At 64.9% G+C, this 22,245-nt stretch carries 25 protein-coding genes, 1 tRNA gene and 1 pseudogene; 14 read left to right on the plus strand and 13 right to left on the minus strand.

All coding sequences use genetic code 11. The features are described from left to right. Positions 1–32: 32 nt before the first annotated feature. Entirely contained in the window at positions 33–866 is an 834-nt protein-coding gene (locus ACQY4T_RS13415) for an NAD-dependent epimerase/dehydratase family protein (protein WP_428531047.1), read from the plus strand. A gap of 164 nt (positions 867–1,030) precedes the next feature. On the opposite strand, the pseudogene ACQY4T_RS13420 reads toward ACQY4T_RS13415, so the two are convergent. After that, positions 1,031–1,863 (minus strand): annotated as a pseudogene (locus ACQY4T_RS13420) (TauD/TfdA dioxygenase family protein). Here ACQY4T_RS13420 and ACQY4T_RS13425 point away from each other — a divergent pair. Continuing rightward, the gene (locus ACQY4T_RS13425; protein ID WP_428543073.1) at positions 1,802–1,954 is read left to right on the plus strand and encodes a hypothetical protein; all 153 of its coding nucleotides are present in this window, start codon (positions 1,802–1,804) and stop codon (positions 1,952–1,954) included. The pseudogene ACQY4T_RS13420 and the gene ACQY4T_RS13425 sit on opposite strands and share 62 nt — an antisense overlap. A gap of 20 nt (positions 1,955–1,974) precedes the next feature. Then, on the plus strand, positions 1,975–2,472 hold the full coding sequence (locus ACQY4T_RS13430) for a nucleoside deaminase (RefSeq protein ID WP_428531050.1): 498 nt from the start codon (positions 1,975–1,977) through the stop codon (positions 2,470–2,472). Here the strand turns inward: ACQY4T_RS13430 and ACQY4T_RS13435 are convergent. The 3 genes from ACQY4T_RS13435 to ACQY4T_RS13445 all read right to left on the minus strand — a co-directional run bounded on the left by ACQY4T_RS13435 (position 2,462) and on the right by ACQY4T_RS13445 (position 5,462). After that, complete coding sequence (locus ACQY4T_RS13435) at positions 2,462–3,037, minus strand: Uma2 family endonuclease (RefSeq protein ID WP_428531053.1); 576 nt, start codon at positions 3,035–3,037, stop codon at positions 2,462–2,464. The two genes, ACQY4T_RS13430 and ACQY4T_RS13435, sit on opposite strands and share 11 nt — an antisense overlap. Positions 3,038–3,148: 111 nt before the next feature. Then, a complete protein-coding gene (locus tag ACQY4T_RS13440; RefSeq protein WP_428531056.1) occupies positions 3,149–3,724 on the minus strand; it encodes a Uma2 family endonuclease in 576 nt (191 codons plus the stop codon). 37 nt (positions 3,725–3,761) lie between these two features. Further along, positions 3,762–5,462, minus strand: coding sequence for a dihydroxy-acid dehydratase (locus ACQY4T_RS13445; protein WP_428531059.1), 1,701 nt, complete (start codon positions 5,460–5,462; stop codon positions 3,762–3,764). 121 nt (positions 5,463–5,583) lie between these two features. On the opposite strand from ACQY4T_RS13445, the gene ACQY4T_RS13450 reads away from it, so the two are divergent. Continuing rightward, positions 5,584–6,297, plus strand: a complete 714-nt coding sequence (locus ACQY4T_RS13450) for a hypothetical protein (protein ID WP_428531062.1) — start codon at positions 5,584–5,586, stop codon at positions 6,295–6,297. 27 nt (positions 6,298–6,324) lie between these two features. Here ACQY4T_RS13450 and ACQY4T_RS13455 read toward each other — a convergent pair whose 3' ends face one another. Then, positions 6,325–6,732, minus strand: a complete 408-nt coding sequence (locus tag ACQY4T_RS13455) for a VOC family protein (RefSeq protein ID WP_428531065.1) — start codon at positions 6,730–6,732, stop codon at positions 6,325–6,327. Between the two features lie 73 nt (positions 6,733–6,805). Between ACQY4T_RS13455 and aat the strand changes: the two genes are divergently transcribed. Beyond that, complete coding sequence (gene aat / locus ACQY4T_RS13460; RefSeq protein WP_428531068.1) at positions 6,806–7,474, plus strand: leucyl/phenylalanyl-tRNA--protein transferase; 669 nt, start codon at positions 6,806–6,808, stop codon at positions 7,472–7,474. A 247-nt stretch (positions 7,475–7,721) separates the two neighbouring features. Here aat and ACQY4T_RS13465 read toward each other — a convergent pair whose 3' ends face one another. Next, complete coding sequence (locus ACQY4T_RS13465; RefSeq protein ID WP_428531071.1) at positions 7,722–8,222, minus strand: hypothetical protein; 501 nt, start codon at positions 8,220–8,222, stop codon at positions 7,722–7,724. A 66-nt stretch (positions 8,223–8,288) separates the two neighbouring features. Next, on the minus strand, positions 8,289–8,858 hold the full coding sequence (locus ACQY4T_RS13470) for a DUF4337 domain-containing protein (RefSeq protein WP_428531074.1): 570 nt from the start codon (positions 8,856–8,858) through the stop codon (positions 8,289–8,291). Between the two features lie 190 nt (positions 8,859–9,048). Here ACQY4T_RS13470 and ACQY4T_RS13475 point away from each other — a divergent pair, with 190 nt between their 5' ends. Continuing rightward, positions 9,049–10,545 carry an amidohydrolase family protein gene (locus tag ACQY4T_RS13475; RefSeq protein ID WP_428531077.1) on the plus strand — a complete coding sequence of 499 codons (1,497 nt, stop codon included), beginning with the start codon at positions 9,049–9,051 and terminating at the stop codon, positions 10,543–10,545. Between the two features lie 105 nt (positions 10,546–10,650). Here ACQY4T_RS13475 and ACQY4T_RS13480 read toward each other — a convergent pair whose 3' ends face one another. Further along, positions 10,651–11,055, minus strand: a complete 405-nt coding sequence (locus ACQY4T_RS13480) for an AMP-binding protein (RefSeq protein ID WP_428542858.1) — start codon at positions 11,053–11,055, stop codon at positions 10,651–10,653. Between ACQY4T_RS13480 and ACQY4T_RS13485 the strand changes: the two genes are divergently transcribed. After that, a complete protein-coding gene (locus ACQY4T_RS13485; protein WP_428531080.1) occupies positions 11,040–11,279 on the plus strand; it encodes a hypothetical protein in 240 nt (79 codons plus the stop codon). The two genes, ACQY4T_RS13480 and ACQY4T_RS13485, sit on opposite strands and share 16 nt — an antisense overlap. On the opposite strand, the gene ACQY4T_RS13490 is transcribed toward ACQY4T_RS13485, so the two are convergent. Then, positions 11,276–11,911: a TetR/AcrR family transcriptional regulator gene (locus ACQY4T_RS13490; RefSeq protein ID WP_428531082.1), complete on the minus strand. Its 636-nt coding sequence runs from the start codon at positions 11,909–11,911 to the stop codon at positions 11,276–11,278. The genes ACQY4T_RS13485 and ACQY4T_RS13490 overlap by 4 nt on opposite strands. 242 nt (positions 11,912–12,153) lie before the next feature. Next, positions 12,154–12,831: a dienelactone hydrolase family protein gene (locus ACQY4T_RS13495; protein WP_428531085.1), complete on the minus strand. Its 678-nt coding sequence runs from the start codon at positions 12,829–12,831 to the stop codon at positions 12,154–12,156. Between the two features lie 220 nt (positions 12,832–13,051). Between ACQY4T_RS13495 and ACQY4T_RS13500 the strand changes: the two genes are divergently transcribed. Next, the gene (locus ACQY4T_RS13500; RefSeq protein ID WP_428542861.1) at positions 13,052–13,303 is read left to right on the plus strand and encodes a GDCCVxC domain-containing (seleno)protein; all 252 of its coding nucleotides are present in this window, start codon (positions 13,052–13,054) and stop codon (positions 13,301–13,303) included. 70 nt (positions 13,304–13,373) lie between these two features. After that, positions 13,374–14,219 (plus strand): carboxyl transferase domain-containing protein, encoded by an 846-nt coding sequence (locus ACQY4T_RS13505; RefSeq protein ID WP_428531088.1) that lies wholly within the window; start codon positions 13,374–13,376, stop codon positions 14,217–14,219. A 61-nt stretch (positions 14,220–14,280) separates the two neighbouring features. On the opposite strand, the gene ACQY4T_RS13510 is transcribed toward ACQY4T_RS13505, so the two are convergent. After that, positions 14,281–14,372, minus strand: a tRNA-Ser gene (locus ACQY4T_RS13510). Between the two features lie 275 nt (positions 14,373–14,647). Here ACQY4T_RS13510 and ACQY4T_RS13515 point away from each other — a divergent pair. Then, positions 14,648–14,989 (plus strand): VOC family protein, encoded by a 342-nt coding sequence (locus tag ACQY4T_RS13515; RefSeq protein ID WP_428531091.1) that lies wholly within the window; start codon positions 14,648–14,650, stop codon positions 14,987–14,989. A gap of 73 nt (positions 14,990–15,062) precedes the next feature. Here the strand turns inward: ACQY4T_RS13515 and ACQY4T_RS13520 are convergent, their stop codons facing one another. Beyond that, complete coding sequence (locus ACQY4T_RS13520; protein WP_428531094.1) at positions 15,063–16,376, minus strand: UdgX family uracil-DNA binding protein; 1,314 nt, start codon at positions 16,374–16,376, stop codon at positions 15,063–15,065. A 65-nt stretch (positions 16,377–16,441) separates the two neighbouring features. Between ACQY4T_RS13520 and ACQY4T_RS13525 the strand changes: the two genes are divergently transcribed. The 3 genes from ACQY4T_RS13525 (at position 16,442) to ACQY4T_RS13535 (ending at position 19,540) form a co-directional block, all read left to right on the plus strand. Then, positions 16,442–17,368 (plus strand): DMT family transporter, encoded by a 927-nt coding sequence (locus ACQY4T_RS13525; RefSeq protein ID WP_428531097.1) that lies wholly within the window; start codon positions 16,442–16,444, stop codon positions 17,366–17,368. Between the two features lie 104 nt (positions 17,369–17,472). Next, complete coding sequence (locus tag ACQY4T_RS13530) at positions 17,473–18,312, plus strand: PRC-barrel domain-containing protein (RefSeq protein ID WP_428531100.1); 840 nt, start codon at positions 17,473–17,475, stop codon at positions 18,310–18,312. Positions 18,313–18,319: 7 nt separating this feature from the next. Continuing rightward, entirely contained in the window at positions 18,320–19,540 is a 1,221-nt protein-coding gene (locus ACQY4T_RS13535; protein ID WP_428531103.1) for an MFS transporter, read from the plus strand. Here the strand turns inward: ACQY4T_RS13535 and ACQY4T_RS13540 are convergent. Continuing rightward, positions 19,518–20,486 carry an NAD(P)-dependent oxidoreductase gene (locus tag ACQY4T_RS13540; protein WP_428531106.1) on the minus strand — a complete coding sequence of 323 codons (969 nt, stop codon included), beginning with the start codon at positions 20,484–20,486 and terminating at the stop codon, positions 19,518–19,520. The two genes, ACQY4T_RS13535 and ACQY4T_RS13540, sit on opposite strands and share 23 nt — an antisense overlap. Positions 20,487–20,893: 407 nt before the next feature. On the opposite strand from ACQY4T_RS13540, the gene urtA reads away from it, so the two are divergent. Continuing rightward, positions 20,894–22,231 (plus strand): urea ABC transporter substrate-binding protein, encoded by a 1,338-nt coding sequence (urtA, locus tag ACQY4T_RS13545; RefSeq protein ID WP_428531109.1) that lies wholly within the window; start codon positions 20,894–20,896, stop codon positions 22,229–22,231. Positions 22,232–22,245: the final 14 nt, after the last annotated feature.

Genomic DNA, 22,245 nt, shown 5'->3' on the forward strand with positions numbered 1-22,245 from the left:
GATGCCTCCGCTGAGAACCCATGGAGCATGCCATGACTGACACGCCTGCCAAGCCGATACTGTTGACCGGAGCCTCCGGCGCGCTGGGCCGCGTCCTGGTCCGGTCGTTGGGCGCTCTGGGCTGGCGGCTGGTGCTGACCGATATCGCGCCATTTCCCGACCCGATTCCCCAAGGCGCGGCGTTCACCCGGGCCGACCTGTCCGACGGGGTGACGATGCTGCGCTTGGCCGAGGGGTGCGGCGCGATCGTCCACCTGGGCGGCGTATCGGTGGAACGGCCGTTCGAGGAGGTCATCGGCCCCAACATCCGCGGCCTGTACCACATCTACGAAGCGGCGCGGCGGGAAGGGGCGCGGGTGATCTTCGCATCCTCCAACCACTCGGTCGGCTTCCACGAACGCTCCGAGAGCCTGCCCGCCGACACCCAGTTCCTGCCCGATGGCTATTACGGATTGTCCAAGGCGTATGGCGAACTCATGGGCCGCATGTACTGGTTCAAGCACGGCGTGGAGAGCGTCAACCTGCGCATCGGTTCGGCGATCGGCGAACCGATGAATGCGCGGATGCTGGCGTCCTGGCTGTCGTATCCGGATTTCTCCCGGCTGGTGGAACGCTGCGTGCTGACGCCGCGGGTCGGCCATGCGGTGATCTGGGGAGCGTCGAACAACGCCCGGATGACTTGGTGGCGCGATGATGCGCGCGCCGCCCTGGGCTGGACGCCGATCGACAGCGCCGACCCGTTTGCCGGGCAGCTTGCCGGCGCGGTGAGCGGCGATCCGGTGGAAGAACGTTACATGGGCGGCGCCTATTGCTCGATCGAGTATTCGCGCAGCGAGCCGGCACCGATATGGGGACAGATGTCATGACGATGCTCGGGTGTGGGAGTCGCTGGCGATCTGCGGGTACTGCGCTGAGTTGCAGCCGGCGCCGTGGCCGGCCGAGCGGGCGGCGCGTGCGAAGCGGCGGCGGAGCCGGCTGACTGGTGGATCGAGGGGTATAAAACGACCGGGTAGCTCTGCGCGGTTCCACCTTAGGCCGGCACGTCGCCCTGCAGCATCACCCGATACAAATACCGAGTCTGGCCTGTATCATAATCGCCATTAGCCTTATGCAACAAAAGTCTATTGTCCCACATCACCAGATCGCGCGGGCGCCATTCGTGGCGGTACTGAAATGCTTCTTGCGTCGCATGGTGCAGCAGTTCGTCCAGCAAGGGCAGCGCCTCACGGTGGTCCATGCCGACGATCCCCTCGATTCGGATCGGATTGATGTAGATCGCTTGCGGCCGTTTTCCGGATGGGTGCGAACCAGCGGATGCAGGACTGCGTTTGGCGCGCGTTCCTGGTTCGCCTCCGACAGCCGCATCAATTGGCGGGCGCTGTGGCTGCTTTGATATACATGGATCGCCATCAGGTCGGCGATGCGCGCCCGCCTGGCTGCCGACAGCGCCGAGTAAGCGGCGGCCATGTTGGCGAATTGCGTGTCTCCGCCGACATCAGGCAACGTAACCGCGTGCAGCAGGGTCGCCTTCGGTGGCCGCGTGTCATTGGAATGGTCGGTGTGCCAGCCCTCGCCGGGAACGTATCGGGTGCCATCGGGAAACCGGTCTTGATTGGAGATGTAATGAATCGCCGGGCATCCGGGGACGGCAAAGCGAGTATTGTGCTGGTGGAACGTCGTCCCGAACAGTTGCACCGCGACCAGCACCTGTTCCGGCGTCAGGTGCTGGTCGCGCACCACCAACACTGCGTGCCGGACGAACGCCTTGTTGAGCACGGTCCGAGCTTGATCGGAGATTGACATGCTCAGATCGATCCCGATCGCCTCGGCGCCGGTATGGCTGGTCAAGCGCCTGATCTCCATCGCCGATCTCCCCGCTATGGCGGCCAGCCTAACCGCACCGGTGGGTCACGTCACGGTTGGCCGGCTTGACGCCCAGGCGTTGCGATCCTGATTCAGCGTTGGGGGTATCGGATGCGCTGGAACGATGACGACCCGAGGTGGATGAGATACGCAATCGCGCTGGCCAGGAAGGCCGACGCCGAAGCCGGCAGCAACGCGATCGGCTGCGTCATCGTTCGCGATGGGGAGGTCATCGGGGAGGGTTGCAACGAGGTCGGCCTGCGCCACGACGCCACCGCCCACGCCGAAATCGTTTCGATGCGCCGAGCCGGCGAGCGCCTGCAGTGCCATGAGCTACGGGGCGCCGTGCTCTACACCACCCTGCAACCGTGTGGCATGTGTGGCATGGCTTCGATCTGGGCCAAGATCGGCCGCATTGTGTTCGGCGCTGGTCGAGATGATGTGCATCCTCAATATTTTGAGGATCGCCACCTCGACGCGGTCGATTTTATCCGCGACGCGTTTCGCGACGACCTTTCGATCCAGGGCGGCCTGCTGCGCAAGCAGTGTGCCGAGCTTTACTTGCCGCCAGATGCCGACGTGCCGAAAGATCGGCAGGTCAACCGTTGACTGGGGCGCCGGGCGGGTGCAGGGCGACGCCGTCATACAGTTCGGCCAACGGAACCGAGATGCCGATTTCGGGCATGTGCAATATCGTGTCTCCGGACACGATGTGTCCCACCCAGTCGTCGCTGGAGCGGGCGAACACGGTTGCCTGCCGGCGGTCCTGTGCCAACATGACGTAGCGCTGAACCGATGGTGTGTCGCGATATTCCTGGTTCTTGGCGCCGATGTCGGTACTGGCCGTGCTTGGGCTGAGGACTTCGAAGACCACCACCGGATCGGTCACCACGAGGGCGTCCCCGGGAACCGGCGTGCAAGCAACGAATGCATCAGGGTAGCGGATGGATCCCGCCACAAGGACCTTCAGATCGGCGGTGTAAAGTTGGCATCGCTGACCGCGAAGGCGGCCGCCGACCGCGATCGCCAAGTTGCGCTGCATCGCCGAATGATCTGCAGTGCCCCCGGTCATCGCCACCGGCATGAACCCGTCGAACTCCCAGCGCAGGTCCTGCCCCTGCTCCCAAAGCAGGAATTCGTCCAGGGTCATCGGCCGTTCAAGCGCAATGCTCATGGGAAAACCTTATTCCGAAAGGCCCACTGATAACTCATCACCAACCGATGCTGAAGCAATGCGCCGAGTTTGCAGTGCCGAAGGATGCCGACGTGCCGGGAGGCAAGCGGTTCAGCCGCGCACATCGGCGTCGGGCGAGGGCGAGGCGACCCCCTCATACAGTTCGGCCATCGGGATCGAGATGCCGATCTCGGGCATGTCCAGAGTCTCGCCCGCGGCCACGATGTGGCCGACCCAGTCACTGCCTGAGCGAGCGAACACGGTTGCCTGCCGGCGGTCCTGTGTCAGCATGACGTAGCGCTGAACCGATGGTGTGTCGCGATACTCCTGGTTCTTGGCGCCGATGTCGGTGCTGGCCGTGCTCGGGCTGAGAACCTCGAAGATCACCACCGGGTCGGTCACCACCAGGGTGCCGACACCAAGCGGCGTGCATGAAACGTAGGCATCCGGGTAACGGATTGATCCGGCGGTACCAATTTTCAGGTTGCTGGTGTATGGTTGGCACGGTTTGCCGCGAAGCCGGCCGGTCAACGAGAATATCAGGTTGCGCTCGATCGCCGAGTGCTCCGACGTGCCCCCGGTCATCGCCACCGGCGCGAAGCCGTCGAACTCCCAGCGCATTTCCTGTCCGTGTTCCCAAACCAGGAACTCGTCCAGGGTCATCGGCCGCTCAAGCGCGAGGCTCATGGCAAACCCTCACATCGATGACGCTGATGCTACCATATCACCCCTCGGCGCGCAGCACCGCCAGATCGCAGCCTTCATCGGCCTGCAAGACTTGATCGGCAATCAGCCGGTCCCAGCCTCGTTTTGGCTTGGCCGGCGGTTTCCAGTCTGCTCGCCGGCGCTGCAACTCGGCCTCGGGGACCAGCAGGTCCAGCGACCGCGCCTTGACCGACAGGCGGATCCGGTCGCCGCTTTCCACCAGCCCCAGCGGGCCGCCGGCCGCCGCCTCGGGTGTGATGTGCAGCACGATGGTGCCGAATGCGGTGCCCGACATCCGGCAGTCGCTCATTCGCACCATGTCCTTCACGCCGGCCCGCGCCAGGCGGGAGGGGATCGGCAGGTAGCCGGCTTCCGGCATTCCCGCCGGAGTCAGCGACCCGGCATTCTTCAGCACCAGGATATCCGCCCCGGTTACCTCCAGTTCCGGGTCGTCGATCCGGTCCGCCAGATCTTCCAGCCCGTCGAACACCACCGCTCGCGCCTCGGTTTCGAACAGGGCAGGGGTCGCGGCGCTGCGCTTGAGGATCGCCCCGCGCGGCGCCAGCGACCCGAACAGCGCCACGATCCCGCCGACCGGCGACACCGGTTCGGCGACCGAGCGGATATAGCGCCGATCGACGAAAGCCGGTTCCAGCAGCCGTTCACGCAACGACAGTCCGGTCACGTCGATCGAGTCCAGATGCAGCAGGTCGCGCAACTCCCATAGCAGCGCCGGCATGCCGCCGGCGGCGTGGAAATCCTCCATGTAGCCGTCCCCCGTCGGCTTCAGGTCAACCAGCACTGGGGTAGAATCCGAAAGCGCGTTCAGCGTGTGCAGATCCACCCGTATCCCAAGCCGGCCGGCGATCGCGGTCAGATGGATCAGCGCGTTGGTCGACCCGCCCAGCGCCAGCAGCACCCGCAGCGCGTTCTCCACCGCCTGCGCGGTCATGATCTGGGACGGGCGGATCGGCTGCTCGATCAGCCGCACCGCCAGCGCGCCGGCCTCTTCCGCGGCTCGTAGTCGATCGGCATGTACCGCCGGGATAGAGCCGTGGCCGAGCGGCACCATGCCGAGCGTCTCGGCCAGGCAGGCCATGGTGGAGGCCGTCCCCATCACCCCGCAGGTTCCCGCGGTGGTCGCCAGGCGGCCTTCGATCAGATCGATGCGATCCTGGGTGACGGCGCCGGCGCGGTACTGTGCCCAATAGCGCCGGCAGTCGGTGCAGGCCGACAAACGCTCGCCTTGGAACGGCGTTGCCAGCATCGGCCCGGTCACCAGTTGCACCGCGGGCACGTCCGCCGAGGCCGCCGCCATCAGTTGGGCCGGCACGGTCTTGTCGCAGCCACCGACCAGCACGGCCGCGTCCATCGGCTGTGCGGTCAGCATCGCCTCGGTGTCCAGAGCTGCTAGGTTGCGGTAATGCATCGAGGTCGGAAACAGCGACGGTTCGCACAAGGACACCGTCGGGAACGGCATCGGCAGGCCGCCGGCGGCCAGCACGCCGCGCCTGACGGCCTCGATCAGTTCCGGCATCGTTCGGTGGCAGTTGTTGTAAGCCGATCCGGTGTCGACGATTCCCACCACCGGACGGTCCAGCATGGCCTGCGAATAGCCCATCGATTTGGCGAACGACCGCCGTAGATAAAGCGCGAAATCCTTGTCGCCATAGTTGGCCGTATTGCGGGCCAGGCCGCGCTTCGCTGGGATGTTTGTCATGCCGGGAACGATAGTCCCGGATGCTTCGGTGGTGAAGAGCGCCACCGGTGCATTATCAAATTGTTGTGACTCTGACCGTCTCATCGGTTACCAAGCGCCCGTAACCGATGGAGCCGGCGGCTTGAATCTCCGTTTTCTGGTCAGGGTCATTGCGCTTTTTGGCATGTCCGCGTGTGCGCCGACCTATTCGCCGGACACCTATGCAAGCAATGCGGCGCAGCAGGCCAATAAGGTCGAACAAGGCGTGGTTGTCGGCCTGCGCCCGGTTGCGGTCAGTGCTACCGGCACAGTCGGCACGCTGACCGGCGCGGCGGCCGGAGGGATCGGCGGCTCGCAGGTGGGCGTCGGGCCGTTCAGCGCGCTCGCGGCGCTGGGCGGGTCGTTCGCCGGCGGCCTTGCGGGATCGGCAGCCGAGCACGTGACCGCGGACACCCGGGCCTACGAGTATATTGTTCGCAAGCCGAACGGCGATCTCGTCAGCGTGACGCAGAACGACAAGACGCCGCTGGCGCTGGGTCAAAAGGTGCTGGTGATTGCCGGCCTGCAGGCCCGGGTGGTGCCTGACTACACGGTGCCTCCAGTGGTGTTGCCGGCCAAACCGGGCGCCATAGCCAAGGCCGAGGCCGCAATCGCTGCGAAACCAGAAACCGATGAGGCCGCGGCCAAGCCAGGCACCATGCCGATATCGGCGGTCACGGCAGTTAGCGCGGCACCGGCGGAGGTGGCACCAGCCGCGCCGCGGGCCGCCGCAATTCCGGCCGGCGCGCCGCAGAGTGCGACAAGCTCATCCAGCCCGGCCGACCCCGCCGGGTCGGGCGCCAGCCCGGCGCCCTAGCTTCGGGCCGGCGATGGCCGGCCGGGACTACGGATCAGGTGGCCCTTTCAGTTCAATGACGTTGCCCTCGGGGTCGGACACGTAGATCGACGGTCCCTGACCTTCGGCGCCGTAGCGGGACGCCACCGGAGCGGGATCGGCGCCGCAGGCTCGCAGGTGGGCAATGATTGCGTCAGCGTCGAACGGATCCACCCGCAGGCAGAAATGATCCAGGTTGCGGCCCTCGGCAGCGGGCGCGGCGCCTCCCTTCGCTCCCAACGGGCCATCGACCGGCACCAGGTCGATCAGTGCGCTGCCGGCCCGAAGCTGATAAAGCCCCAGCGTTTCCTGCACCTTTTCCACCGAGCAGCCGAGCGCCTCCTGATAGAAGCTCATCATCGTCCGCAGATCGATCACCCGCAGCACCAGATGGTCCAGATGCGTGATGGTCAGCATTGTTTCGCGCCTTTCCACTTTGGCCGTCCGATCTGGCCTTCCAATCCGCCTGGCCAAGCCTCACACTATGGGCATGTCCCGACGCTCGGTGGAAGTCACGACGGACCTTGTGCTGCGGGCATATCGTCACGGGCTGTTCCCGATGGCGGAGGGGCGTGCCGGCGACAAGCTGTTCTGGCTCGACCCGATCAAGCGCGGTGTGCTGCCGCTGGATGGGTTCCATCTGTCTCGTCGGTTGCTTCGCACGGTGCTGTCCGACAGCTTCATCGTCACCGCCGACCGTAACTTCGCCGGGACAATCGCCGGCTGCGCCACGCCGCTGCCGGATCGCACCGACACCTGGATCAATCCGCAGATCGAGCGGCTGTTCACCGAGCTGTTTCGCATGGGCCACGCCCATTCGGTCGAGGCCTGGCAAGGCGCCACCCTGGTCGGCGGGCTGTACGGCGTGGCGCTTGGCGGCGCGTTTTTCGGTGAGAGCATGTTCAGCTTCGCCCGCGATGCCTCCAAGGTCGCGTTGGTGCACTTGGTTGCGCGGCTGCGGCTGGGCGGCTTCCGTTTGCTGGACACCCAGTTCGTGACTGCCCATCTTGCACAGTTCGGCGCGGCCGAGATCCCGCGGGAGATCTACAAGCAGCACCTCGCCGAGGCGGTGGATCATCCCGCGGTGTGGCTGGCGGATCCCGGCGATGCCACACTGGAAGCGGAGTTTCGCGGCCTGGCCGGCCAAAGCGCGGAATAGCGGTTCGAAGCCGGCGGCGTGCGGGGGAAACCGCTATCCGATACGGTCCGGCTTCGGCGGCGTTCAGCGAGCAGGCGCATGTCGCGCGGCGTCTCCCGGAACGCCGGCTGTTGCTTTAGCGGCAAGTCGCCCGCAAAACCGCGATCCTGCCTCTATATTCGCCCCAGTGGGCGCTCAGTTTTGTTACATAATCGCAATGGTGCCGCCCGCGCCGCGGGGCATGGCCGTCAGCCGGGTCGATCGGCTGCTACCGCGCGGAGCCGCCGGCGAAGGCGGGCAAGTCAAGCCGCACTGGCGGACGTTGGCTACACGCACCGAGGTACAGGGCCGCGGCGGCAAACACCAGCGTGGCGATGTCGGCCATGTTCGCCAGCCGGGGCACCCCCGGTTGCGTAAGGTCTGCGGCAAGCATCGCCAACGCGATGCCTCGATGCGGCCGCATTGCCGACCGCAACGGATTCCGTTGCGCCGTAGTCGGTCGTCTGAACACTATCCGCAACCCGACCAGCGCAACCATGCCCAGCAGCAGAAGCGCCATATCGGCGAATCCGGCGCTGGCGTCCCAGGTGGTTACCGCAATGGACAGCTTCGGTAGTCGCGAAGCGATCCACGCCAGCGAGGCCATATCGACACAAAAACAGGCGGCCGTTTCGCGGCTGACGTCAACTCGATAGCGGATCAGATCGGACGCCGGCTGAAACAGCCGCTCGATCAGCGCATCGTCCAGCGCGGCGAAGGCTTTCCGCATGACAGTTCACTCACGAAATCGTGATCATGATCGTAGGCCAGATTGTCAGCGGTGAAGTCAAGGATTTCAGAACAAGTTCGTCGCGACACCCAATGAGGCCGCGGCCGCGGCGGCGCCGATGACGGCGGCGCCGATGGTTAGCCAGCGTATCCCGGTGATGATCGACACCGATGCCAGCACGATGGCGATTTCGAGCGCGCCGACGGTGTATTCGAAGCTGTGGTAGCGGTGTCCGGCGTGGTCGCGCTCCGCTTCCTCCTGTTTCGCCTTGATCTCCAGTTGTTTCATGCCTTCACCGCCCTGTGGATCGTTATGCATCCGAGCGGCATTGTCCCTGGCGTCCTTGATGCGGGCCTGGATCGCCGGATCGGCGGCATTGGGCAGGCTGGCCAGTATACCGGCCTCCGAGGTTCGCACCACCGCGCGGACATTGCGGGCCTGGAAGAACGCCCAATCGTTGGACAGCGCCACGTGGTGCGTCAGGTAGGCGTTTTGGGCTGCCTTACCGCCGATCTCGGTCACCGCCAGCACTGCGGCGAGCAGCGAGACCAGCATTGCGACCCGACGTGCCCAGGGATCGGCGTGCGGGGCATGTCCTTCAATCGTCTCGTGCGCTCGTTCCATCGACTCGCTCATCGCGGCTTTCTCCTGCGGGGGCGGCAAGACTTGGTCATAAACGCCTGACGCGGCCAGACGAAAATCCGGCATGGCGGGCGCTGTAAAGTGTGGGGGCCTCGGCCGGTTCCCTGGCGAAATGACAGCGTGGTGGCGGGGTGATACCCTGCCACCAAGCGCGGCACCCAAGTCGCGCGCGGGGAAGTGTGCCATGAAATATCTGACCGACGAGATGATCAGCGGCCTGTTACCGGCGGAGACGTCATCGTTCGCCTCACCGGTGCCCACGCAGATCGTCTCCAGCGACGAGTTCGAGCCAGTGCCCCAGAGCGCCCGCCAGCGCGAGGTCGAGGTTCGGCTGACCGACATGAGCGACCGGATTTCGCGACGGCTGGGCACTTCGCGGCGGGCGTTTTTCCAGACCGCGGCGGGGATGGCGGCTTCGTTCGTGGCGATCAACCAGGTGTTCGGCAACCTGTTCGAGGCAAGCGAGGCGGAGGCGGCGACGCCGGAGCTGGCCGACGCTCGGGCCGGGGCGCTGGCGGGACAGATGGTGATCGACGGGCATACGCATTTCCTGCGCGACGACACCAGGCTGACGGGATTTGTTGCCGCCCGCGAGGCGGTTGGGCAGTTCGGCTGGAACAAGGAGCTGGCGGCCAAGCCGCAGACGCTGGATGATCTGAAGTTCAACAATTACGTCAAAGAAATTTACATGGACAGCGACACCAAGATCGCGTTGCTGTCGAACTCGCCATCCGACGTGCCGGCGGACTGGTTCATCCCGCAGGAGCAGGTGTTCAAGACCCGCGAGATGGTCAACGCAAAGGCTGGGTCGAAGCGGATGATGGCGCATTTCACCATCACCCCGGGCCAGCCGGGCTGGCTCGATCAGGTTGACGAGGCGATCGAACGTTTCAAGCCCGATTCGTGGAAGGGCTACACCGTCGGCGACAACACCCACAAGGAGCTGGCCAATTTCCCCTGGCACGCCGACGACCAGAAGCTGATGTATCCGTTTTACGAGAAGATCGCGCGGACCGGCATCCGCAACGTCTGCATCCACAAGGGCCTGTTTGCGCCGGCGGTCGAGGCGAAGTTTCCAAGGCTGCGGCCGTATGCCGACGTCAGCGATATCGGCCACGCCGCGAAGGACTGGCCGCAGTTGAATTTCGTGGTCTATCACGCAGGGTATCGCTGGGTCGGCGGTAGCCCGGCGGACGGCATGGCCGAATTCGACCAGACCGGGCGAAGCTCGTGGGTGTCCGACCTGGCCGAGATCCCGGCGAAATACGGCGTGCACAATGTCTACGGCGATGTCGGCCAGTTGTTCGCCTGGACCTCGGTCGCCGAACCCAGGCTGGCGGCGGCGCTGATGGGGATCCTGATCAAGGGGCTGGGGCCGGATCACGTCGTCTGGGGCACCGACGCGGTCTGGACCGGCGCGCCGCAATGGCAGATCGAGGGGCTGCGCCGGCTGGAGATCCCGTCCGATATGCAGAAGAAACACGGCTTCGAACCGCTGGGCGCGGCAGACGGCCCACTCAAGACGGCAATCTTCAGCGGCAACACGATGCGCTTATATGGTCTGGAGCAGCACGCGTCCTTGGTCCCGCACGATCGTTTCGCGACCATCAAGGCGGACTGCCAGGCCAACGGGCCGGGGCGGAGCAACCTGCGTTACGGCTATGTCAGCAAGCCGGGGTAACGTTTTCGGGTCACGCCGCCTGCTATTGGGGTTGGTGCTCGGCGTCGTGGTGCGCGAGGCCTCGGCACAAGTCGCGGTGAAGATGTCGGCACTGGACGCCAAGTATCAGGACAGGCCGCATGGTGGGGGAGTTGCCAGGCGTGCAGCTTCTTTCGTCGGCCTGCATCGCGTCAGGTTGTAGCGGGCGACGTCAGTCCGCACGGTTGGTGCCGGCTGTTCGACATGCCGGATTGATCGAAGGGGTGCTTGGCTACCTCGAGCAGCGGGACACGTGCCAATCGGACACGGAATTGAGTCTTCGGCGACGCACACCATCGCAGGCGAACAGGTCAGGTAGATCGCCACTACGTCGCCCCGGTTCACGCCCAGGCTGCGCAGCCTGTTGGCGCAGCGTGCGACTTGGTCGCGCAGTTCGCGGTAGGTGATGCGGCGGACATCGCCCGACTCACCCTCCCAGATCACCGCGTCACGGTCGGCGGTGGCAGGGTTTCGGCATGGCGGTCGACGCAGTTGTCGGCAACGTTGAGCAAGCCTCCGGCATAGTAACGAAAATCGCCAAGCTCGCCCTGCCGAAGCTCGTCCCCGGGCGCATCCACCGCATGTGCCGCGCCGCCCATTCCCAGTACTGGTCCGGCCCCAATGGCTATTTAGGCGGCGCGCGCTTTTGCCAGCAATTCAGCTTGGGCATCGAGGCGCCAGCGGTCGGGCAGCGGGGCCAGTTTGGCACTGGTTAGGGCGGCGACGGCTTCCATGGCTTGGGTTTCCCTATTTTTGTGTGGCGCGGCCGCCTCTGTGGTTCAGAGCCTTCAACGAACACCCCGCGCAGCGCCAGCGTGGTCAGGCTGCACGCGATGGACCCGACGCATTTGCCTGGGCGCGGCTTGTGCCATTCGACCGACCAGTTCATCGCACCCAACAGCAGCAGGCGCAGGTGGGCCAAGTCGGTGTCGGGACGAATCGCACCGCGCGCCGCAGCATCGGCCAGAACATCGCGCCGCCACTGCTCATACTGCTCGCGGCTATGCATCGTGGCTGCGCGCACATGGGGCGGGACGTGGCCAAAGATGCGGATGTTGGCGCCGGTGTAGTCGTCCTGTTCCCGCAGGGCATGCAGATGGGCGCTGATCGCGGCTTGCACCCGTTCCGCCGGCGCCGCGTGGGGGCCTAAACGGTCGACTCGCCGGCGGGATTCCTCCGATACGGTGGCGACGCCGGTGTTCAGCACTTCGATAACGATCTCTTCCTTGGAGGCAAAATGATAGTACAGGCTCGCGGTCTTCATGCCGCACACGGTGGCGATATCGCGCACACTTGTCTCGGCGTAGCCGCGCTGACGGAACAGCCGGGCCGCGTGGTCCAGGATCATGCGGCGGGACCTGTTGGGCGATGGGTCCGGCGCTGGCTTCAATGCGGCGCTCATCTACCGGACGTTAGTTTGGTGGGTTTGGCGGTTTCAAGATTGGGCGGATCGGGGGAGTAGGGGTCGTTTCACTTCGACGGCCGGTCCAGCCATTGATGAAAGAAGTCGCGCATCTGCCCACGCGTGGCCACCGTGGCGGCTGGATCGAACTGCAGGAAATGACCGAGATACCAACGCGGTGGCGCCGGTCAGTGGAACGCGCGTGTAGCGGCAGCGCGAAGTGCAATTTGGACCCCGGTTTCATTCTGACCCTTTATCATTACCTCGCAGTCCGCGGCGGGTGTCCGTTCATCGCCGCCTCCGATAAGGATTAGAGTATGCAGCGTCATGATCCCACTGCTCCAAGGGCAAGCCGGGTAGTAGGCAACGGCTGCCCGGAAATGAACTGTACTCTCGAGTGGTCCGCGCTGCGCAACCATCAACGCCGCCAATCCGTCCGTTGAAAAGCCGAGCACGGCGACGCGCGTCGGGTCCACGAAGGAGTGCTTATCGAGCCATCCAATTGCAGCATAGGCGTCAAGCGCTTCCGCCGGAGCTCCGGCCCCACAGTTGCAGGCATTGGCCGAGCCCAGTCTATCCAGCACCAGGACAACATAAGCCGCCGTCTGAAACTCCCGGCCACGTATGATGTAGGTAAGTCCGAAACCCTCGCAGCCATGCAGAATAACGATCGCGGCTTGCGGATCCGCGCTTTTGGGCCGAAGCATGTAACCGAGTAGCGGCTGTTTGCTGCGCGCGCTGCTGAGCTCGGCCCGCGTCGGCGCGACTTGGACCAGTTCTTCAGGTCCGCATGCGGGTTTAACGTAGATTGAGACGAGGACGGCAATAAGACAGAATATCCCAAGCCGTGCGGCAGTGACTCTCATGCCGGTTTCTCCCACGACTGACAAAATCCTGCTCTCGACGGCACAGGGTCATTCCGATACATAGCATGAAGGCCAATGTTCGATGCTTCGACCACCTTCTTGTGCTGCGGGCGTTCATCATCGGCACACTCCGCGGCTGGGTCGCAGTCTTGCCCACCACAGAACTCTCTCGCCGGACCCGAAGTCGGACCGGGTCACTCCCTATGAAAGGTGCATGCGCATGACGCTTCGGGTGACCGGCGAATCAGCCATTACCTGTCCTCTCTGCGGCACGTCCAAAACCCAGATGATGCCGACCGACGCCTGCCAGTTTTTCTACGACTGCACCGGATGCGGAACGTTGCTGCGCCCCAAACCCGGCGATTGCTGCGTTTTTTGCTCCTTCGGGACCGTCCCGTGCCCGCCCATTCAGGAGGCAGGCCGAAAGGCTGCCGTAGGCGGCGGCGGTTGTCACAGTCCGAACTGTTCGTGATTATCGGGGTAGCGCACGCCGAGGAAGCCGAGGCTGCCCATGCGGGCAAGCACATCGCGGGGAACCGAGAATGCCGGTTCTGCAAACCAGATCGTGCCCCGGGGCGGAGTTTGATCGCAACGCCGCCGCCCATTCAGACGTGCTGGAGCAACTGCGTGATCGCCACCGCCACTTCCTGCGCGGCGGCATCGTCATCGGCATCGGCATCGGCATAGTCAGTGCAGTGCCCTGCATGATCATTGCCAACGACGCCACCGTGAAGAGTGTTCGTTCCCTCAAAGAAACGGTCAAGAAGCATTTGCGCGCAAGAAATCGCCTTCGAGAACAAGCTGCCGTGCCTCTATCTGGTGGGCTGCGGAGGCGCCTACCTGCCGGGAGCAGGATCGAGTGTTCCCAGCAGTGCCGCATGTCCGCCGCGGGCCTGCGGCAACTGTCCACGGTGTTTGGGGCCGCCACCGCGGGAGGCGCCTATATCCCAGCCCTGGGTGATGAGGTGGTGATGGTGCGCGGCTCGGGTCGCATCCATCTCGGTGATCCGCCAATCGTCAAGGCAGCGATCAAGGAGGTGGTCGACGGCAAGACGCTGGGCGGCGCGGACATGCACACCAACGTGTCCGGCTTCGCCGACTACCTCGCCGAAACCGAACTCGGCGCGCTCCACAAGCTGCGTGACATCGTCGCCGCGTTGAATTTGCCCGCGACGCCCGCGGCCACCGCGCCAGGGCCGCCCACCTTTGCACAACCCGGCCGACCTCGGCGGGGTTGTCGGGGTCGATCTGCGGCGCCTTACGACGTGCGCGAGGTCCTCGCCAGGATCGTCGATGGCAGCGAGTTCGAGGAGTTCAACCCAGGTTACGGCTCCACCCTGGTCTGCGGCTTCGCCCAGGTCCGCGGCGAACGTATTTCCGACTGCTGAGAGTGAATCTGGTTTGACGCCTAGGCACATCGGCAAAAACGTATGCTGAAGCGATAATTCCTGGCGGAGAGGGAGGGATTCGAACCCTCGGTACCCCGCAAAGGGTACAACGGTTTTCGAGACCGCCCCGATCGACCGCTCCGGCACCTCTCCACGACGGCGAGCCTGAGACGGGGCACGCCCGAACCGTGACCTAGCCGCTAACCCCCCGCCGATGCAAGCGCCGGCAAGATAACCGAACTGTTTCTCGACGTACCAAGTGTCCCTGCCGATCAAGCGCGCTGTCGTTTCCCCATCGGTCCAACGATGCGCGGCGAAACTCCCCGCCAAGCGCGCTGCGAAGCCGCCGCAACCAAGAGCAACGCCATCCTCTTGCCCAACCCCAAGCGTAGTGAATTAATACCGTGGACCTAGACGCCGGGGGACACATGACCAGACTGACCTGGGAACACATCCATCTGCGCTCACCGGACCCCGAGGCGACCGCCAATTGGTACCACGATAAGCTGGGGGCGGAGATCGTTAGAGCCAGGCAACCTGACGGCTCCTGCCGCATCGACCTCAACCTGGCCGGACAAAAAGTCTTCATCGCCAAGGCGCAACCCGGTTCGACCGCTGTGGCACCGTCCTCACCCTATCTCGGGCTCGACCATTTCGGGCTGACAGTCGACGACATAGACACAGCCGTCGCCGACCTGAAGGCCAAGGGCGTCCACTTCACGATGGACGTAACCACCAATCGCCCAGGAGAGTGCGGATCGCCTTCCTGAAGGCGCCCGAAAACGTCTCCATCGAACTGATCCAACGCGGCTAGCCTCGCCGACGGGCCACCCACCAACGCCGCTAGACCCGATCCTCCGCCACGATCAGCGCCTTGATCGCCCCCAGGTCGCGGACAAACGCCTGGTATTCCCGAGCCTTCGCCGCCGCATCGGGAATGCGCAACAGAAACGACGGATGCACCGTGACGAACACGGTCTGCCCGTCCGGCGCGCGCATCTGGCGACCGCGCTCGCGGCTGATGGTCACGCCGCGGCCCAGCCCGGCACGTGCCGCCGACGCGCCCATCAGCACCACCAGACGCGGCCGCAAATGGACCCGTTCGACATCTAGCCAGAACTTGCAGGCCTGGATTTCCGGCACTTCCGGCGTCTGGTGGATCCGGCGCTTGCCGCGCTGGGTGAACTTGAAGTGCTTGACCGCATTGGTGACGTAAACCATTCGGCGGTCGAGCCCGGCCTCTTCCATCGCCCGGTCCATGATCTGCCCTGCGGGTCCGACAAACGGGCGCCCGATGGTATCCTCCTGATCGCCAGGCTGCTCACCGACGAACATCGCGGCGGCATCGGCGGGTCCCTCGCCGAACACCGTCTGCGTCGCCGGCGCACATAGCGGGCAGCGTTGGCAGACAGCGGCCTCGTTCGCCGCATCCCGCAGCGCCGGGTCGGATTTCGGATGCAGCACGACCGGACCCAAGGGCGCCCGATCCGGCGGACGCGATATCTCGTCCAAAGCCTCCGCTTCGGGAACCGAGACATCTAGCGTTGCCTCCCGCAGCAGCGTCTCGCGCTCCGCGTCCCACCAGGCCCGCAACGCCGCATCGTCCGCGGCTTCGCGCAGGCCCGACCCGAACCGTAGTTCGGAGCGGTCCCAGTGCGCCGCGCCGTCGGGGGTCACAATCGACAGCGCCAGGTCGGGGAACCGCCGCACGATCAGTTGGGCGTTCGCCGCCAGCACGAAATGCGCCGGCTCAAACCAGCCGACGAAGCGGGTTGCGCCGCCCTCGGGTACCGCCAGGTAGCGCATGTGGGTGCGCATGCGATGGGCGTCGGCACGCACCGCCAGTGCCATGCGCCGGACCGCCGCCAAGTCGGGATCGGGGTCGCCGCCCAGCAGCTTCTCGCCCTGGTTCACGCGCCAGAACAGCTTGTACAGCAGGCTGAAGCGGTCCGGTTCGCGCGCCTGAATCGCCAGCGCGGCCAGCGATACAAGTTCGCGCGGAACCTGGAAGCCGCTGGACTCGGCTGCCACATCGGTCGCCTCGCCGCCAACAGTCCAGGCCAGCGCCGCCGGCGTGACGCCCGCCAGGATCAGTCCGCGGGCGACCTGGCGCCAGCCATCCCAATCGGTTTCGCCGCGCAGCACGATGGTTTGCATAGCGGCAGCAAACTCCAGGATGGATGGGTTTCCAAGCCCGCGTTTCTGACTATGGTGCGCCCGGCATGGTGCGTACCTTTTGGCATTCGGCCTGGTGGCTGCTGGTGGCGGCCAACTTGTTTTGGGCCGGCAATATCGTGCTGGCCCGAGGACTCGCCGGGCAGGTTCCGCCGGTGTCGCTGGCGTACTGGCGCTGGACCGGAGCATTCATCGTCTCGGTCGGTTTTGCCTGGCCCGGGCTGAAGCACGATCTGCCGATCATGTTGGGACGGTGGAAGATGATGCTGCTGCTGTCAGCCACCGGGATCGCCTGCTACAACACGATGTCGTATATCGGCCTGACCAGCACCTCGGCGCTGAACGTGCTGTTGCTGCAATCGGCGACGCCGCTGATCATCATCGTCTGGGCCTATCTGCTGTTTCGCGAAACGCCGACCATCTGGCAGGCGCTGGGCGTGCTGGTCTCACTGGCCGGCGTCGGCGCCATCGCCGGGCACGGATCGCTGCAAATGCTGGCGCGCCTGCATCTTGCCCGCGGCGATCTGTGGGTGCTGGGCGGGCTGCTGATCTACGCGTTGTATTGCGTCATTCTGCGGCAGCGCCCGGCTGTACGCCCGCTCAGCTTCCTGGTCGTCGCGATGGGCATCGGGTCGGTCATGATGCTGCCGTTCATGTTGTGGGAGTATGCCGCCGGGGCCCGGATCCACGGCGGCCCTTGGTCGTACGCGGCGATCGCCTATACCGCGGTGCTGCCGTCGTTCGTTGCCTACCTGCTGTTCAACCGCGGAGTGGAGTTGATCGGCGCCGCCCGAGCCGGCCAGTCGATGCACCTGATGCCGTTGTTCGGCAGCATTCTCGCCATCGTCTTCCTGCACGAGACGTTCCGCATCTACCACGTGTTCGGGATTGCGGCGATCGCGGCCGGCATCGGTCTTGCCTCGATCCGCGCCGCGCCGGGCCGTGCGACGGTGCGGAATCCCACCACAACGTGATCCGGTGGAGGCACGCAATACTTGATCGGGCGCGTCATCGCGCGCACGTGATCTCCCTCCATCCGGGGGCGCTGATGCAACGATCGTCTTTGGTTATTGTGATAATGACGATTCTATCGTGCGGTATGGCCAGCGCCGTGGAGGCGACGTCGACGCAGGCTGCCGCACCGCCTCAGCCGACGGCGACTCCGCAACCGCCGCCCACCGCCGTGCCGCCGCCAACCGGTGCGCCGCCGCCGACGGCGGGCACCACCCAATCGCCCTCGCCCCAATCGCTCCCGCCTGGCGCCGTGCAGGCGCCTTCGGCTTCGTCCACCGCGCAGGCGCTTCCGGCCTCGTCCGCCGCGCCGGCGCCTGCAAAAACGGGCGTTACGGCGTCTTCCCCGGCACCGGGCGCTGCGCCGCCGTCAAACGTGGTGCCGGCCTCGCCTTCTGGGGGTGCCGCACAGGCTTCGCCACCCACCGGAACCGCGCCGCCGCCTCCCGCCGCCGAAGCGACCCCGGCGCCGCAGGGCACCGCTAAGGGGGCGCCTGCGCCCGACGCGCTCCAAGTCCCGCCGCCACCCGCTACATCGCCGCCTCCGGCTACCACACCGCCGGCGCAAAGTGCGGTTCAGTCCGTATCGCCCGCAGCGGCCGAGGCCATCCTGGGCCAGCGCGTCACTGATCAGGACGGCAAGGACATCGGCCGCCTGGTGGACGTGCTGGTGAACGTCAGTGGTCAGCCGCAGGCGGCAGTGATCGACTTCGGCGGCTTCATGGGGGTCGGCAACCGCAAGATCGCGGTCCACTGGAGCGCGCTGCATTTCACTCCGGGAGACGCCAAGCGCAAAGTCACGCTGGAGATGACGCCCGACCAGATCAAGGCAGCGCCAGAATTCCTCAATACCGACAAGGCGGCCTCGGTGGTCACCCCGGCGAACACCGCCGCGGCATCGCCTTGATCGCGTGATGCCGCGCCTCGCTCTGCGACGACCGGGAGCGAACCGAGCCCTCGACCTGGTCAATTTTTTCGTCGCCGATGTGCAAACCGGGTTTGGTCCGTTCGTCGCGGTCTATCTGACCACCAATAAATGGACCCAGATCGACATCGGCTACGCCCTGACGCTGGGCACCATGACCTCGCTCATCAGCCAGCTTCCGGCCGGTGTGTTGGTGGATGCGATGCGCAACAAGCGGATCGCCGCCAGCGGGGCGCTGGTCGGCATCATCGCCGCCGCCCTGTTATTGGCGGTGCGGCCGCAGCAACTGCCGGTGCTGGTGGCGCAGATGCTGCACGGCTTTGCCAGTTGCGTCATGACACCGGCGATCGCGGCGATCAGCCTGCATACCGTCGGCTACGCCGCTCTGGGCGAGCGGCTTGGCCGCAACGCCCGTTATGCCTCGATCGGCAATGGCCTGGCCGCCGCCGTCATGGGCGCAACCGGAGCGTATTTTTCCTCCCGGTTCGTGTTCCTGCTGACCGCCGCGCTGTGCGTGCCGGCGCTGGCCGCGTTATGGTCGATCGGCGCCGGAGAGCATGCCAGGGCGCAGACCACCAGCCGGGTGATGGATCTAGCCGGCCTGAAGCGGTTGCTGGTCGATCGGCGGCTGCTGATTTTCGCCACCTGCGTGATGCTGTTCCATCTGTCCAACGCCGCCATGCTGCCGTTGGCCGGCGCCGAGGTGACCATGCGGGCAGGCCATTTCGCCAACCTGATCATCGCCGCCTGCATCGTCGTGCCGCAGGCGATCGTCGCGCTGATGTCGCCGTGGGTGGGACGCATGGCCGAGACCGTCGGGCGCAGGCGTCTGCTGCTGCTGGGTTGGGGAGCACTGCCGCTGCGCGGACTGCTGCTCGCGGTTCTGCCAGGTTCCTGGCCGCTGGTGATGGGACAGGCGATCAGCGGTGTCAGCGCCGCGGTGTTCGGCGTGCTGCTGCCTTTGCTGGCGGCCGACCTGACGATTGGCACCTCGCACTTCAACCTGTGCATAGGGGTTCTGGGATTGGCGATGTACCTCGGTGCGGCCGCCAGCACGACCATATCGGGCGGAATCGCCGATAGCGCCGGCATGGAGACGGCTTTCATGGTGCTGGCCGCGGTCGGCGCGGTCGGATTCCTCGCGGTCTGGCTGGCGATGCCGGAGACGAAGCCGGATCGGCCGTCGATTAGTCCCGCAATTCAGGAATGACCCACAGCGGCTTGTCACCACGAACCACGCGTTGGCAGTTGTCGAACGCGTTGCGGAACCTGGTATACTGGTTGTCCCAGGTCGGGCCGGCGAGATGCGCCGTCAACACCACATTCGGCAGCGTGAACAGCGGGTTGTTCGGCGGCGGCGGCTCGCTGTCGAACACATCCAGCCCGGCGCCGGCGATTGTGCCAGCCGACAACGCCTCGATCAGCGCCGGTTCGTCCACCACCGGGCCGCGGCAGGTGTTCACCAGATAGGCAGACGGCTTCATCATCTTGAACTGTGCCGCGCCCATCATGTGCCGGGTCGGCTTGCTCAGCGGCACGTGCAGCGACACCACATCCGAGGTGCGCAACACCTCCTCGAACAACGCGAAGCGGACGCCGAGTCCATCTGCCTGGTCCTCGGTCAGTCGGACGACGTCGTAGTACTGCACAGCCATGCCGAACGCCTGGGCGAGGCGCGCGGTCTTCTTGCCGATAGTGCCGAGCCCGATGATGCCCAGCGTGCGGTTCTTCAATTCATACAGCTTGACGTCGTCCACATTGTTACCGCGCCAGCGGCCGGCGGCGACGTTGGTATGCTGCCAGACGAGGCGACGGCACACCGCCAGCATCAGCAGGATCGCGTGTTCCGACACCGCGGTGGAGTTGGCACCGCCATTGCTGCAGATCGGCACGCCGGCGCGTCGCGCGGCTTCAATGTCGCATCGGTCGTAGCCGGCCGACAGCAATTGAACCAGCTTCAGTTTCGGGGCGGATCGGTAGAACGCGTCGTCCATGGTACCGTCGCCGAAGCCGACCAGGCAGACGGCGTCGGCCAAGGCCGCGTTGAATTCGGCGCTGCCATGCCGAGCGACCACCGTGTCCAGATTGGCTGGCAGCAACTCGCGCGCGACGCTGACCTCGTTCAGCGGGTTATCGGCAATGATGATCTTGGTCATCGTTCCCCCAGGCTATGATCTTCGGGTCTGGTCTTCGATCGATCAGCCTAAATCGGTTTCCCCACACGCGCCAAAACCGCGCCTCCGCAGCCGTCGCCCAAGCCGTGGGCAATTCGCCGATCTCAACGATGCCGAATTTCTGGGCATTCAAGTAATTCGGATCGGATTATTGCGCGCCAAGGCTCTCCCAACCCGGGCACCGCCCTAACTTCGTTTCTCGTCAGAACCCTGCAGATCCCGGATGTATTCCAGATCGAGCCGGACCGCCAGGCCTGCCCGACACCGAGGCAGGGCAAAGCCATCGGCCAGCCCCCTGCCGTTGGCACATTGATTGCATGGAAGTCTTAGCCGTCCATCAAGACGGGGAACAACAAACCGAAACAACAACAGGCGCGGGACAGTCACTGATGTCATTGGACGAACCCTTTCTATCTCGACGCGGTCTCGGCCGTCTCGGAGTGGCCGCGGCAACGCTGGCCGCGGTCGGCACCGCCAAACCCGCAACGTCCCAGGCGCAGCCGCAACCCACCGGCGGCACCATCAAGGTCGGCATCCTGCATTCGCTGTCCGGCACCATGGCCATCAGCGAGACCACGCTGAAGGACGTCATGCTGATGCTGATCGATCAGCAGAACAAGAAAGGCGGCCTGCTCGGCAAGAAGCTGGAGCCCGTGGTGGTCGATCCGGCGTCCAACTGGCCACTGTTCGCGGAAAAGGCCCGCCAGCTTCTATCGGTTGACAAGGTCGCAGCTGTATTCGGCTGCTGGACCTCGGTGTCGCGCAAATCCGTGCTGCCGGTTTTCGAGGAACTCAACGGCATCCTGTTCTACCCGGTGCAATACGAGGGCCAGGAGTGTAGCCGTAACGTATTCTATACCGGCGCGGCTCCGAACCAGCAGGCGATCCCGGCGGTGGATTACCTGATGCAGGAAAACAACGTGAAGCGCTGGGTACTCGCCGGCACCGATTACGTCTATCCGCGCACCACCAACCAGATCCTGGAAGCCTACCTGAAGTTGAAGGGTGTCGCGCCAACCGACATCATGATCAACTACACGCCGTTCGGTCAGTCCGACTGGCAGAACATCGTTTCATCGATCAAGCAATTCGGCTCCGCCGGCAAGAAGACCGCGGTGGTGTCGACCATCAACGGCGATGCCAACGTACCTTTCTACAAGGAACTCGGTAACCAGGGAATCAAGGCCACCGACATTCCGGTGGTGGCGTTCAGCGTCGGTGAAGAAGAACTCGCCGGCGTCGATACCAAACCGCTGCTCGGCCACCTGGCAGCCTGGAACTACTTCGAGAGCGTCGATACCCGCGAAAACAAGGCATTCATCAAGGAGTGGAAAGCCTTCACCAAGAACCCGAAACGTACCACCAATGACCCGATGGAGGCACACTACATCGGCTTCAACATGTGGGTGAAGGGCGTGCAGAAGGCTGGCACCACCAATCCCGACGCGGTTATCGAGGCGCTGATCGGTGTGTCCGTGCCCAATCTGTCCGGCGGTTACTCGGCGTTGATGCCGAACCATCACATTACCAAGCCGGTGCTGATCGGCGAGATCCAGCCCGACGGCCAGTTCAACATCGTTTCCGAGACGCCGGGCCTCGCCGTGGCCCAGGAATGGTCGCCCTACGTCGAAGATACCAAGGACCTGATCGGCGACTGGCGTGCGCCATTGAAATGCGGTGCGTTCAACGTGAAGACCGGCACGTGCACCGCGGGCAAGAAGGCATGATCGCCTGATTGCCC

It is taken from the genome of Rhodopila sp. (assembly GCF_965277825.1).
GTDB lineage: Bacteria > Pseudomonadota > Alphaproteobacteria > Acetobacterales > Acetobacteraceae > Rhodopila.

Coding starts and splice junctions, on each gene's coding strand:
- ACQY4T_RS13415 (WP_428531047.1), top strand. CDS start 33: ATGACTGACACGCCTGCCAAGCCGATACTGTTGACCGGAGCCTCCGGC.
- ACQY4T_RS13425 (WP_428543073.1), top strand. CDS start 1,802: ATGCTCAGATCGATCCCGATCGCCTCGGCGCCGGTATGGCTGGTCAAG.
- ACQY4T_RS13430 (WP_428531050.1), top strand. CDS start 1,975: ATGCGCTGGAACGATGACGACCCGAGGTGGATGAGATACGCAATCGCG.
- ACQY4T_RS13435 (WP_428531053.1), bottom strand. CDS start 3,037: ATGAGCATTGCGCTTGAACGGCCGATGACCCTGGACGAATTCCTGCTT.
- ACQY4T_RS13440 (WP_428531056.1), bottom strand. CDS start 3,724: ATGAGCCTCGCGCTTGAGCGGCCGATGACCCTGGACGAGTTCCTGGTT.
- ACQY4T_RS13445 (WP_428531059.1), bottom strand. CDS start 5,462: ATGACAAACATCCCAGCGAAGCGCGGCCTGGCCCGCAATACGGCCAAC.
- ACQY4T_RS13455 (WP_428531065.1), bottom strand. CDS start 6,732: ATGCTGACCATCACGCATCTGGACCATCTGGTGCTGCGGGTGATCGAT.
- aat (WP_428531068.1), top strand. CDS start 6,806: ATGTCCCGACGCTCGGTGGAAGTCACGACGGACCTTGTGCTGCGGGCA.
- ACQY4T_RS13465 (WP_428531071.1), bottom strand. CDS start 8,222: ATGCGGAAAGCCTTCGCCGCGCTGGACGATGCGCTGATCGAGCGGCTG.
- ACQY4T_RS13470 (WP_428531074.1), bottom strand. CDS start 8,858: ATGAGCGAGTCGATGGAACGAGCGCACGAGACGATTGAAGGACATGCC.
- ACQY4T_RS13475 (WP_428531077.1), top strand. CDS start 9,049: ATGAAATATCTGACCGACGAGATGATCAGCGGCCTGTTACCGGCGGAG.
- ACQY4T_RS13485 (WP_428531080.1), top strand. CDS start 11,040: ATGGCGGTCGACGCAGTTGTCGGCAACGTTGAGCAAGCCTCCGGCATA.
- ACQY4T_RS13490 (WP_428531082.1), bottom strand. CDS start 11,911: ATGATCCTGGACCACGCGGCCCGGCTGTTCCGTCAGCGCGGCTACGCC.
- ACQY4T_RS13495 (WP_428531085.1), bottom strand. CDS start 12,831: ATGAGAGTCACTGCCGCACGGCTTGGGATATTCTGTCTTATTGCCGTC.
- ACQY4T_RS13500 (WP_428542861.1), top strand. CDS start 13,052: ATGACGCTTCGGGTGACCGGCGAATCAGCCATTACCTGTCCTCTCTGC.
- ACQY4T_RS13505 (WP_428531088.1), top strand. CDS start 13,374: ATGCCGGTTCTGCAAACCAGATCGTGCCCCGGGGCGGAGTTTGATCGC.
- ACQY4T_RS13515 (WP_428531091.1), top strand. CDS start 14,648: ATGACCAGACTGACCTGGGAACACATCCATCTGCGCTCACCGGACCCC.
- ACQY4T_RS13520 (WP_428531094.1), bottom strand. CDS start 16,376: ATGCAAACCATCGTGCTGCGCGGCGAAACCGATTGGGATGGCTGGCGC.
- ACQY4T_RS13525 (WP_428531097.1), top strand. CDS start 16,442: ATGGTGCGTACCTTTTGGCATTCGGCCTGGTGGCTGCTGGTGGCGGCC.
- ACQY4T_RS13530 (WP_428531100.1), top strand. CDS start 17,473: ATGACGATTCTATCGTGCGGTATGGCCAGCGCCGTGGAGGCGACGTCG.
- ACQY4T_RS13535 (WP_428531103.1), top strand. CDS start 18,320: ATGCCGCGCCTCGCTCTGCGACGACCGGGAGCGAACCGAGCCCTCGAC.
- ACQY4T_RS13540 (WP_428531106.1), bottom strand. CDS start 20,486: ATGACCAAGATCATCATTGCCGATAACCCGCTGAACGAGGTCAGCGTC.
- urtA (WP_428531109.1), top strand. CDS start 20,894: ATGTCATTGGACGAACCCTTTCTATCTCGACGCGGTCTCGGCCGTCTC.